Source organism: Bacilliculturomica massiliensis (assembly GCF_900605495.1).
Taxonomy (GTDB): Bacteria; Bacillota; Clostridia; order Peptostreptococcales; family Anaerovoracaceae; genus Bacilliculturomica; species Bacilliculturomica massiliensis.
In genome coordinates this window covers 1567220-1579353 of sequence record NZ_LR027603.1, presented here as the reverse complement: position 1 = coordinate 1579353, position 12134 = coordinate 1567220, and the positions used below count along the sequence as shown (strand labels likewise).

At 55.2% G+C, this 12134-nt stretch carries 10 protein-coding genes; 7 read left to right on the top strand and 3 right to left on the bottom strand.

All coding sequences use genetic code 11. The features are described 5' to 3' along the window. Nucleotides 1-297: 297 nt before the first annotated feature. The gene (locus tag E0E37_RS16395) at nt 298-999 is read right to left on the bottom strand and encodes a FadR/GntR family transcriptional regulator (RefSeq protein WP_130864057.1); all 702 of its coding nucleotides are present in this window, start codon (nt 997-999) and stop codon (nt 298-300) included. A 627-nt stretch (nt 1000-1626) separates the two neighbouring features. On the opposite strand from E0E37_RS16395, the gene E0E37_RS16390 reads away from it, so the two are divergent. Genes E0E37_RS16390 through E0E37_RS16380 form a run of 3 tightly spaced genes read left to right on the top strand, consistent with a single transcriptional unit; the run spans nt 1627 to nt 4987 of the window. Beyond that, nucleotides 1627-2514 (top strand): electron transfer flavoprotein subunit beta/FixA family protein, encoded by an 888-nt coding sequence (locus tag E0E37_RS16390; RefSeq protein ID WP_130864056.1) that lies wholly within the window; start codon nt 1627-1629, stop codon nt 2512-2514. After that, on the top strand, nt 2511-3611 hold the full coding sequence (locus E0E37_RS16385; RefSeq protein WP_246019764.1) for an electron transfer flavoprotein subunit alpha/FixB family protein: 1101 nt from the start codon (nt 2511-2513) through the stop codon (nt 3609-3611). The genes E0E37_RS16390 and E0E37_RS16385 overlap by 4 nt, the downstream gene beginning before the upstream one ends. After that, nucleotides 3608-4987, top strand: a complete 1380-nt coding sequence (locus E0E37_RS16380) for an FAD-binding oxidoreductase (protein ID WP_130864055.1) — start codon at nt 3608-3610, stop codon at nt 4985-4987. Before E0E37_RS16385 ends, E0E37_RS16380 begins: the two co-directional genes overlap by 4 nt. 1234 nt (nt 4988-6221) lie before the next feature. Here the strand turns inward: E0E37_RS16380 and E0E37_RS16375 are convergent. After that, on the bottom strand, nt 6222-7139 hold the full coding sequence (locus E0E37_RS16375; RefSeq protein WP_130864054.1) for a DUF4300 family protein: 918 nt from the start codon (nt 7137-7139) through the stop codon (nt 6222-6224). A gap of 416 nt (nt 7140-7555) precedes the next feature. Between E0E37_RS16375 and purB the strand changes: the two genes are divergently transcribed. The 4 genes from purB to E0E37_RS16355 all read left to right on the top strand — a co-directional run bounded on the left by purB (nt 7556) and on the right by E0E37_RS16355 (nt 11395). Further along, nucleotides 7556-8989 (top strand): adenylosuccinate lyase, encoded by a 1434-nt coding sequence (purB, locus tag E0E37_RS16370; protein WP_130864053.1) that lies wholly within the window; start codon nt 7556-7558, stop codon nt 8987-8989. Nucleotides 8990-9023: 34 nt separating this feature from the next. Next, nucleotides 9024-9821, top strand: a complete 798-nt coding sequence (gene proB, locus E0E37_RS16365) for a glutamate 5-kinase (protein WP_130864052.1) — start codon at nt 9024-9026, stop codon at nt 9819-9821. 148 nt (nt 9822-9969) lie between these two features. Further along, on the top strand, nt 9970-10791 hold the full coding sequence (gene proC, locus E0E37_RS16360) for a pyrroline-5-carboxylate reductase (RefSeq protein ID WP_130864051.1): 822 nt from the start codon (nt 9970-9972) through the stop codon (nt 10789-10791). A 67-nt stretch (nt 10792-10858) separates the two neighbouring features. Continuing rightward, the gene (locus E0E37_RS16355) at nt 10859-11395 is read left to right on the top strand and encodes an NUDIX domain-containing protein (protein WP_130864050.1); all 537 of its coding nucleotides are present in this window, start codon (nt 10859-10861) and stop codon (nt 11393-11395) included. Here the strand turns inward: E0E37_RS16355 and spoIIM are convergent. After that, the gene (spoIIM, locus tag E0E37_RS16350; protein ID WP_130864049.1) at nt 11361-11981 is read right to left on the bottom strand and encodes a stage II sporulation protein M; all 621 of its coding nucleotides are present in this window, start codon (nt 11979-11981) and stop codon (nt 11361-11363) included. The genes E0E37_RS16355 and spoIIM overlap by 35 nt on opposite strands. Nucleotides 11982-12134: the final 153 nt, after the last annotated feature.

Here is a 12134-nt window from a genome sequence, read left to right as displayed (position 1 = left end):
GACAGAGTCAATGCTGCTGACAGAGTTGGCCTGTTTTGGGGGAGATCGGGGAAAATTTTCTCATTTCGCCTGATAAATACGGATCATTAGGCGAATGCTCCATAAAAAAGTGGAGTTCGCCTATTTGAACTGAGAAATACAGAGAATTAGCGCTGCGTTTCACAAAAAATAGGTGAGAAAGGATTTTTTAATCGTTTCTCACCTATTTTTATTACTATAGAAAAAAAGATTTGCCGGCCGGCATGATGTTCCGAAGGGGGGCCCGTTGGTGCGGGAATCAAATTGCGGATGATGAGCTCAGATGGAGTGCAGTCTGTATTCGTCGATTTTACCCAGATGGATGTTCATATAGGAGACAGCCAGGTCTTCCTGATGCTTTTCGATGGCGTCAATGATGTTGCGGTGCTCCGCATAAATGTGCTCCACGGAATCATTTTCAGCAAAATAGGAGATGTCCACCGCCTGGGCGATAAAGTTTTTCATCAGGTGAGAGACGTTTTCATAGGTGTTTAAAATAAGGCTGTTTCTGCACATGTGTACGATCTGGTCGTGCATGGCCTGATCAAAGCTGGATTTTTCCGCGGGAGTAGGCGCTTTGATCATGCTTTCCAGAATACCTCTGAGAACGGCGATATCTTCAGGGGTGGAAACGCGGGCCGCTGTGCGCGCGGCGAAGGTCTCTATGAGGAAACGCAGTTCCAGGATCTCCCGTACATTGCCGCCGCTGAGCTTGAAAGCCAGGGAGAGCGGTTTGAAGAAGTTGTTCTCCACGTGGTTCACGATATAATTTCCCAGACCGTGACGGCATTCCACAAGACCCAGAACCTCAAGGGCTTTCAGCGCCTCGCGAAGGGCCGGCCTGCCGATCTGAAACATTTCCGTCAGCTCGCGTTCGGGAGGAAGACGGTCGCCGGCTTTCAGCCGTCCGTCCATGATCATGTCCTGGATCTGTTCGATGACGATCTGTGATATTTTTTTATTTTCCACTGCTGTAAACATTCGCTACCTCTTTATCTTCACGGTCGTCTGCCCGCGTACAAAGTGTTTTCTGGCTTTATTGTACCATAAACGCTAAGCTCTGTCTTCGCCTTTGGCTCGCCAGTCGCGGGGTAGGAACATTGTACCATAAACGCTAAGCTCTATCTTTGCCTTTAGCGCGCCAGCTGCGATATGAATATTGTACTATATTGTTCCGTCAGATTCAATTGAGAATGGCATAGGGGTCTCAGGCCGAGCGTATCTGTGTGCGTGAGAAATGCAATGCAGCACCGGAACGCTCAGAATCGTCATTTTGATTCAAAGCTCCGGCGGCAAGCGAGTTGCGGAGAAGAATCATATCAGAAAAAATCAAATGAAAAGCGGTTGCAAAACGATAAATGGTGTGTTACAGTTTAAGTGGTAAGACCACAGAACAAATAAGGCGTGGGGACATGAATGGATAGAGGCAGGTCTGAGTGACCGGAACTGAAGGGAAGGATTTGAACCGGACCAAAGGGCTCTGGCCGTTTGCAGGACTCAATCATGGATCTGATACTGAATTGAAGCAGGGGGCGGAAGGGCTGACGGTCGCCTGCCGAGACAAATCGAAACACAGCTGTCCGCATAACGCGCGGCGAGGAGAGGAAAATGAAGATACTTGTTTTGGTGAAAGAAGTACCCGATATGGAGCGAGTGAAATTCGACAGCGAGAGGGGCGTAGTGGACCGGTCTTCCGCGGAGGCTGAGATCAATCCCTTCGATGAGAGTGCGCTGCAGGCCGCCGTGGATCTGAAGGAGCAACTGCGCACGCAGGAGGGAGCGCGGGCAGGGACGCGGCCGGAAGGGGACACAGAAGCGGGATCTCACGCGGAAACTGAAGAACCGGCGGAGATCACGGTACTGACTATGGGGCCGCCACGGGCGGAAAAATCCCTGCGGGACGCGTACGCCAGAGGCGCTGACCGCTGTGTGCTGCTCACCGACCGCGCCTTTGGAGGGTCGGACACCTGCGCTACTGCCAGAACGCTGGCGGCGGCTGTCCGCAGGCTGGGCGGATTCGATCTGATCCTCTGCGGAGAGAAATCCGTGGACGGCGACACGGCGCAGGTGGGTGCCGAGACAGCGGAGTTCCTGGGCCTGCCACACGCGTATTATGCGGAGAAGATCAGCCTGTCAGTGGCGGAGGCCTTCGTCACCGTCGAGAATCTGGGAGGAAGGAAACAGATCAGGCGATTGACACTGCCGGCGGTGGTGGGAGTCACGAAAAACATCGCGTCGCCGAAACTGCCCACAGTGAGAAGAAAACTGGAATCGCTGGAAATTTCCATAGAAACCATAGGCCTGGAGGATCTGAACGGACTTCTCACGGCAGATGAGACCGGTTTTAAGGGGTCGCCCACAAAGGTGGCGAAGATACGGGTGCCGGAAGAATTGCAGAAGGAAAATCTTCTGATCCGGGAAGATGCGGACCGGTTTATCCGAGTGGTAGGTGAAAAGCTGGTGGAAAGAGGGATCATTCAGGAGGGCTGCAGATGATGGGCGGTGAGAACAGCATGAAAAATGAAAACGGATTCGGCGGTATTCTGGTTATTGCGGAACAGTGCGGAGGCGAAATTCACAGAGTGAGCTACGAGCTTTTAAACAAGGCTTCCGGGCTGAAGCGCAGGCCGGACACGGCGCTTGACTGTCTCCTTCTGGGGCCGGCGGGCCTGGCGGCCCAGGAATTGAATTTCCGCGGCGCCGACACGGTGTATTACATACAGGGAGAGGAATTTGAGCAGCAGGAAGAACTGTTTTATAAAGAAAATATCGTAGATTTTATCCGGGAAAAAAAGCCGGAGACAGTGCTCATGGGCGCCACCGCCTTCGGCAGATCTTTGGCCCCCAGAGTGGCGGCTGCTCTTGGCACAGGGCTGACGGCTGACTGTACGGATCTTCAGCTGGATGAGGACGGCAGGCTGATCCAGATCCGCCCGGCGTTCAGCGACAATATTTTTGCTCATATCAGAACTGCAGCGGATCCCCAGATGGCGACAGTCCGCTACAAGGAGTTCCGCGAGGCAAAGCGGGATGAAAAGCTTCCCGTAAAGATCGAAGTGAGAAGACCCTGCCGCAGCGCGGATGTCCTCAGTCAGGTGGTGGAGAATATTCCGCTGGGCGACCTGGACATTTCAGAGGCTGAGGTCATCGTGGCGGCCGGCCGCGGCGTCCGCAGAAAAGAGGATCTGGAGATGCTGTCAGAACTGGCCCAGGCCCTGGGCGGTCAGCTGGGCGTATCGAGAGCGTTGGTGGACGCGGGGATGGCGCCGTCGGCCAGACAGGTGGGATACAGCGGGAACCGGGTGAAGCCAAAGGTCTATATCGCCTGCGGCATATCGGGAGCGCCGCAGCATCTGGCGGGAATGAAAGAGTCCGACATGATCGTGGCGGTGAACACAGATCCCTCGGCGCCGATTTTCCGTTTGGCGGATTATGGTTTTGTGGGAGATCTGTACGAGATCGTGCCGCAGATGATCGCGGCCTGGGGAAAAGGCGGCCGGCAGGCGGACAGATCAGGCAGGCCGGCAGATGATGAAGGGACAGCGGATGGAGAACGTCCTGTGGAATCGGCGGAAGGGGGGCTGGAGCAATGAGAGAGCAGATCATACGGGAACTGATCGATATTACAGGTCCGGACTATGTGACGGCGGATCGGGAACAGATCCAGTCTTACATTTTTGATCAGGTGGAGGAGACTTACCGGCCGGAGCCGAGCAGAGATTTCGTGGTAGTAAAGCCGGGGCGTACAGAGGAAGTGTCTCAGATCATGAAGCTGGCCAGCCGGGAAAAGATCCCCGTTGTGGTGCGGGGCGGCGGAACAGGGCTGGCCGGCGGATGCACGCCCATCTATTCGAGCATCGTCATCTCTATGGAACGAATGAATCGTATTGTGGAGATCGACGCGGACAACATGATGGCGGTGCTGGAGGCCGGCGTCACGCTGATGGAACTGCTGACGGAGCTGGAAAAATACGAGGGACTGAGCTTTCCCGTGCATCCCGGAGACGAAGGCGCTCAGATGGGCGGCATGGCGGTCACCAACGCCGGGGGCGCCCGGGCGGTGAGACACGGAGTCATGCGCAAGCACATCATGGGTGTGGAGGCTGTTCTGCCCAGTGGAGAGGTTTTGGAGCTGGGAGGCAAACTGATCAAGAACAACGCCGGTTACAATCTGACCCAGCTGCTTCTTGGCAGTGAGGGAACACTGGCCGTGATAACGAGAGTGATCCTGAAGATCTATCCGAAGGACAAATATTCCGCCACTATTGTAGCGCCGTTTCCACACTTTGAAAACGCCTGCCGGGCGGTCATGGATATTCTGAAAAGCGGCTCCGTTCCGCTGGCAGTGGAGTATATGGATAAACGTCTTTTCGTAGGTACGGCGGAGATGCTGGGGCTGGAGTGGCAGGCGAAGGAAGGGGATTCGGATCTGCTTATCATCCTGTCGGAGAAGACGGAGGAGCAGCTTTATAATTCAGTGAGGGAGATCAACGAGATCTGCAGGAAAAACAGCTGCCTGGAAACCCTCTTCGCAGGCAAGAAACGGGAGCAGGACGAGCTGCTTCTGGTCCGCAGCCAGCACTATGAATACATCAAAAATGACATCTGCGATTCCTTCGACATGGCGGTGCCCGTGTCGCAGGTGCCGGCGTTTATCGGGGATCTGAAACATTTGGCGGAAGAATACCACACTGGGACTAATGTGATCGCTCACATCGCCGACGGCAATGTGCATAACGATATCCTCTATGTGGACGGAAAAATACCGAACTATGCGGCGGAGCTGAAACAGCGGATGTACGACGCCTGCTTCAGCCACGGCGGTACCATCACAGGCGAGCACGGGGTGGGAAAAATACGGGTAAATGATCTGCTGCGGCAGAAAGATCCCGCGGAGCTGGAGTTGATGCGGGGCATCAAGAAGGTGTTCGACCCGGACAACATCATGAACCCCGGCACGGTGATCTGACCGGATGCTTACAGCGATCAGTCCAGGTCTAATGGACGTCATATAAAGTAAGGAAAGCGAGGAAATCAAGGAAGTTAAGGAAACGCTGCGCCATAGGTCTGTGTCAGCAACTGCATGAAGCGCCCTTTCCGGATCTGCAGAGCCGGATAGGGCGCTGATATTTTTCGATGTTGCGCCTTCACCGGGGCTGGTCTTGATTACCGGGGTGGATGGGTGCGGGTCCCCGGAGCGATACCGGTCTTTTTGAGCCGTCGGCAGCCGATTCAGCGGCATACAGCGGCATACGCTGAAGGTAATTAGGTGAGATCTAGATTTTTTTCCCGATCTCACCGAAAAAGGGCTGTCAAATAGGTGAAAATCAATTTTTTATTAAGTTCTCACATATTTGGCATCGATTATTGAGAGATCAGCACCGATTTTTCCATGTTTTTCGGTGATAATCGATTTTTTTTGCTGTTTTCACCTATTTCACAGCCTGCGATCCCGCGCCTGTGGATCAGTCCGCCCGCCGGTCTTGCAGAACTGCCGATCCCTCCGTCCATCGATGGGGATCATACAGTCCATCGACGCCGCGGCCATCTATCGCACAGCCTGCGATCCCGCGCCCGTGGATCAGTCCGCCCGCCGGTCTTGCAGATCTTCCGATCCCTCCGTCCATCGATGGGGATCACACAGTCCATCGACGCCGCGGCCATCTATTTCACAGCCTGCGATCCCGCGCTCGTGGATCAGCCCGCCCGCCGGTCTTTCAGAACTGCCGATCCCTCCGTCCATCGATGGGGATCACACAGTCCATCGACGCCGCGGCCATCTATTTCACAGCCTGCGATCCCGCGCCCGTGGATCAGTCCGCCCGCCGGTTTTGCAGAACTGCCGATCCCTCCGTCCATCGACGGGGATCACACAGTCCATCCACGCCGCGGCCATCTATTTCACAGCCTGCGATCCCGCGCCCGTGGATCAGTCCGCCCGCCGGTCTTGCAGATCTTCCGCCCCCACAATCTTCCGCCCACCCGCAGATCCTCGATGCCCGCCACGATAGATCCAATGTGGATGATACACGGGAAGATCAGCTGAAGAAACAGAGAAGAGGTGCTTGCCGCAGATTTTTATTCTGCGGCAAGCACCTCTGTTCTTGTCAAGCGGCTGGATTGAAGCGACAGCCATCCACAAATTGAAAGTGATTTGCTCCTAGCTGTTCTCAGCGCGCGGCTGGATTGAAGCGACGGCCGCCTTATTGAAACGCCTGATCGTTCAGAAGGATCACCGGCTTTGCGGATACGCCTTCTGTGTAGTATGTACCATAGTTGTTGAGAAGGTAATCACGGACTTCCTCCTTTGAAGAGAAGGACAGCGCCTGATAAGGGCTTGTGGGGGCCAGTTTCTCGATAAAGAGCACGCCCTGGCTGTCCTCGATCATGACGCCGGTGTGGCCGATATATCCGATATTGTCCAGTTCGCTGTGCATGAGGACGCTGACCAGTGACACCGGTCCCTCATCAAAGCTGATACCCCGGGTCTTCCACTGATTCTGCAGGGCGCTCAGCACTGCCTGAGAATCCAGCGTGGGTTCCACAGAGACGGGGTTGAACAGGGCGGCAAACCGGCCCCGCTGTTCCGCTGAGAACTTGCACGGCGCGTAATTGTCCAGGGCGTCCGTATCCGCGGCGAGGAAAGAGTCCGCGTCCTGGGAAGCGCCGGTCGTGATAAGGCCCTGCATCAGCATAAACGCTGTGATCCTGCAGTTGGCATCGGCGTAGTTTCTCTGGTCCATCCAGAGCGTATAAGTATCTTCTGCGTATTCGACAGCGGACGCGTCCACTGAAGTAAATCCGTCGTGAAATTCGCTCAGGTCGCCCATCAGCCCGTTATAATCCACGACCATGGCGAAAAAGTCGTCGGCGTATTCCTGCCGGATCCCTGCGGCGGTCATGCGGTCGGCCAGACGATCCCGGATGTCCTGATCCGCCATATTGGAATAATTCAGTTTTCCCGTACCCAGGCTTCCGCCCCCGTCCAGGCCGGATTCGGCGCCGGACCCTCCGCCGTTTCCGGCGCTGCCGGAGCCGCTTTGCTGCGGTTTTCCGACGCAGCCGGTGAGCAGAGAAACGGTCATTATCGTGCAAAGTACAAACACCATCATTTTTTTCATTATTTCTTCTCCTTTACCCCGAACGTTCACAGATCCATTTACTGGATTCCGTAACTTTTACAGTGTATTGACGTGCCGGAGGTTCATTTAGTTGCAGAAAATGATAACGATGTATAACTTTTCTGTACAAGACCGCCGAAGAAAAGATAAAGCGCGGTTTGCGGGAAGTGCCGCAGCCTGCAGGGGCTGCCCGCGTGGGAAGGGGACGGGACGTTTCCTTGGAAGGCTGTGAATAAACTTTACTTTTCCTTGAAAAAACAGCCTTTTCGTAGTATATTATATAAGTTAATGAAGGTAAATGATCAGCCGGCTCTGCATTAGCAGCCCATGGGTTTTGCAGGGGCTGCGCGCCTGCCGGCGGAACCGCGCAGAATACAATAACTGAGTGCAGTAAAGGAAGGATACGGAGGGACTATATGGCCACGAACGTGTACGAAAATCCGCTGATTACCAGATATACCAGCAGAGAGATGGCGCACATCTTCTCTTCCGACGTGAAGTTTTCCACGTGGAGACGGCTCTGGATCGCTCTGGCGGAGGCGGAGCAGGAGCTGGGACTGCCCATCACCGACGAACAGATCGCGGAGATGAAGGAACATATTACGGATATCAATTATGAGGAAGCCAAGAAGCGCGAAAAGGAAGTGCGCCACGACGTCATGGCCCACGTTTACGCTTTCGGGCTGCTGTGTCCCAAGGCCCGGCCCATCATCCATCTGGGCGCCACCAGCGCCTACGTGGGGGATAATACGGATATCATCGTGATGCGGGAAGGACTCATTCTTCTGAGAGATAAACTCGTGGGACTGCTTTATCGCCTAAGCCGTTTTGCGCTGGAATACAGGGATCTTCCCACGCTGGGCTTCACCCATTTTCAGGCGGCGCAGCTGACCACGGTGGGGAAACGGGCCAGCCTGTGGATGCAGGATTTTTATTACGATTATCTGGAGGTCAGCCGCCTGATCGGAGAGCTGCCGATGCTGGGCGTAAAAGGAACTACGGGGACCCAGGCCAGCTTTGTGGATCTCTTTGACGGCGACATGGATAAGGTCAAGGCTCTGGACCGTCTGGTGGTCAATAAGATGGGCTTTGAAAAAGCAGTGCCGCTGTCCGGCCAGACCTATACGAGAAAACTCGATTACACTGTGCTGGCGGCCTTGTCCGGCATCGGTCAGAGCGTGCACAAGATGACCAACGACATCCGCCTTCTTCAGCATCTGAAGGAAGTGGAAGAGCCCTTCGAGAAGAATCAGATCGGCTCCTCTGCCATGGCGTACAAGAGAAATCCCATGAGAAGCGAGCGGGCGGCTTCTCTGGCCAGATACGCCATCAATCTGGCCCAGAATCCGGCGTTTACCGAGAGCGCTCAGTGGTTTGAGCGGACGCTGGACGATTCCGCCAACCGCAGATTGTGCATACCGGAGAGCTTCATGGCCTGCGACGCCATTCTGGACATATGCACGAATATCAGCACAGGGCTGGTGGTGCATGACAAGGTCATCCGTCAGCGCATCATGAGTGAGATCCCGTTCATGGCTACGGAGAACATTCTCATGGAGGCCGTAAAGCGGGGCGGAGACCGTCAGGAGCTTCACGAAAAGATCCGTCAGCTGTCCATGGAGGCCGGAAGCCGGGTGAAGGACGAGGGGCTGAACAACGACCTGTTGGAGCGTATCGCCAAAGACCCGTCCTTTGGACTGAGTCTGGAGGATGTGCAGAAGCTGATGGATCCCGCCGATTATATCGGCCGTTCCGCGCAGCAGACGGAGGAGTTTGTCAGCGATTATCTGGAACCGGTATTTGAAGAACATAGAGACGTGCTGGACCGCGTGGTGGAACTTTACGTATAATACGTATCGATCCGTGTAAAGGTGAGAAGAAGAAATGAGCAGAATAGGAGACTTAGTATCGGACTGCCGGAAGATCGTGGTCAAGATCGGAAGCAATACGCTGTCCGACGAGACGGGAAACGTGAACCGGAAGGCCATGCACAATATCGTGGAGCAGCTGGTGGAGCTGATGAAAGACGGCAAGCAGATCATCATCGTGTCCTCCGGAGCCGGCATCTGCGGCGTGGCGGCTATCAACAAATGGAGCCGAAAAAGCGACATGAACTATAAGCAGGCATTGTGCGCCATCGGTCAGGTAGAGCTGATGATGGCATACAAGGAACTGTTTAAAGAATGCGATTATCACGTGGCGCAGCTGCTTTTGACCAGAGGCGACTTCGGCGATCACACGAGGAATCTCCACATCAGAAATACGCTGTTTACTCTGGTGGACGAGGGAGTGGTACCCATCGTCAATGAAAACGACAGCGTCAGCGTGGATGAGATCCGGATCGGCGACAACGATACGCTGGGCGCGCTGACTGCAAATCTGTGGGGCGCGGACCTGCTGATCCTGCTGTCGGACATCGACGGCGTCTATGATAAAAATCCCAAGATCCATCCCAACGCGGAGCTGATCGAGGAAATTTACGATATAGACGGCATCAAAGCTGAGATCGATATGAACGGAACCAACAAATTTGGCACGGGAGGCATCGCCACGAAGATGGAGGCGGCCAGGCGGGTGAATGAATTCGGCATTCCCATGCTGCTGCTCAACGGCAAGAAGGAAGATATTCTGAGAAAGGCTGTGAGCGGCCAGGAGCGGGGAACCGTATTCTTTGGAAAATAAACCGGGCGGAGAAAGCCGGACCAGGCGGAGAAATCTGGGCAGGGCGGACACAGCCGGTCCGGAGGGGGCCGGATCCGGGAGGTTGCAAGGGACTGTTTTGCCTCAAAACAATGACAGCAGCGGAGGCGGGAAAGGCGGGTGGAGAGCGATGAAAATCGGATTTATAGGAACAGGAAATATGGGGCAGGCTATTCTGAGAGGTTATCTGAAGGTCTGGCCCGACAGGGCAGCTGATATTTACGCCTACAACCATCACGTGGAGAAGGCGGAGGCTCTTGCGGCAGAGCTGGGCATCAAGGCCTGCGGGTCCGCGGAGGAATTGGCGGAAAAGGCGGAGATGATCCTGCTGGCCGTAAAGCCCTATCAGTTTGGGGAGGTCCTTCCGCAGGTGGCGGAGGGCGTGAAACAGGCTGGAGAGGTTGCAGACAAGGTGATCGTATCCATTGCGGCGGGAGTGCCCATGGAAGTGATCGAGGGATTCTTTGCCGAGGGCACGAAAGTAGTGCGGATCATGCCAAACACGCCGGCCATGGTGGGCGAGGGAATGGCGTCTGTCAGTCCCAACGAATATACGGATGAAGCTTCGCTGAATGTCATAATGGAGCTGTTTTCCGCCGTGGGCAAGGCTTCCGTGGTAGAAGAGCGGCTCATCGACGCTGTGGGCGCGGTCAGCGGCAGCAGCCCGGCTTACGTCTACATGTTTATCGAAGCTCTGGCCGACGGAGCTGTGGCGGAGGGGATGAAGCGCCAGCAGGCGTACGAATTTGCCGCGCAGGCCGTATTGGGCTCAGCGAAGATGGTCCTGGAGACCGGACTTCATCCGGGCGAACTGAAAGATCAGGTCTGCTCGCCCGGCGGCAGCACCATCGAAGCGGTGGAGGTGCTGGAGCAGGAGGGCATGCGGGCTTCCGTCATCAAAGCAATGCGCGCGGCCGCGGCCAAAACCAGAAGCATGGCGAAAACAAAATAACCGCCTGAAGGGCGGCCAATGCCATTGAATATAAAATACGCAGCAAAGGGCTGGGGGAGGATCGAAAATGACCTACGAGGAAAAAACCATTTCTTCGGAAATGATATACGAAGGGAAAATACTGAATCTCAGAAAAGACAAGGTGACGGTAAAGGACGATAATACCTCCTACCGGGAGATCGTCGAACATCCGGGCGGCGTGGGCATCGCGGCTGTCACGGAGAACAGAGGCCTTCTCATGGTCAAACAGTTCCGCAAGACGGCGGAAGAGGTCGTGCTGGAGATACCTGCGGGGACCAGAGAGCCGGGGGAAGATCCGATGATCACGGGGATCCGTGAGCTGAGGGAGGAGACTGGATTTTCCGCGGAAAAGTTTTCATTTCTGGCGTCCTTCTATTCCTCCATCGGATATTCGACGGAGATGATCTATCTCTACATGGCGGAGGGGCTGACGCCGGGGGAGACGGATTTCGACGACAACGAGGCCATCGACCTGTATGAATTTCCCATCGAGGAGCTGGTGCAGATGGTCAAGGACGGGGAGATCATCGACGGAAAGACCATCACGGCTATCCTGCTAACTGCAGCAAGGCTGGGGCTATAAACGCCTCGATCAGGCAGCCGGCCAGCAGGGCGGCGGCCAGAACCACAAATATGGAAAGATAAGGGCCTGCGCTGAATTCCAGGCTCTTTTTTATGCCCTTTTGTCTGCCCGAGAAGACCTGTGCGGACAGATTGACGGCGGCCACGGAGGCGACCAGCAGTGCGGGCATCAGAAAGAGATTCTGAGGTACCATGGACAGCAGGATGACCACAGCGCCTTTGCCGCCCATGGAATCGATGAGCAGAGCGGAGGAAAAGCCCAGCGCCATGCCTTTATAAGCCACGGCGAGAAGCGCTGCGGGAAAACCTATGACAGTAATGCCGGCGAGCAGAATGATCAGCAGCAGTCCGAAATTGTTTGCCGCGGACCGGAGGAATACGGAGGGCAGGGAAGCTCCGGAAACGTTGCCCGAGAGGAGATTGCTGGTCAGATAATCCGCGATCTGGTTCGTGCTGTCCTGCCCCATGAAAAGCTCTACAAAGACGCCGGAGGACAGACCGGCGGCAAAGAAGAAAAGCGTTGCCATGACAGTTCCCTGACTTTGGCACAGAAGAGACGACGGGGAGGCAGTATATCCTTTTCTCATGTATGTATTCACTCCTTTATTAGACGGCGGTCCGGCATGGCGGACCGCCTGATTGATTCTGTCTCTATATCAATATGTACAACCTCTGCGATCTATTACAGAAAAGTGTACACAGGAGTGATCGAACGGCTGCCCCCCCTTCCCGTCTCCGGC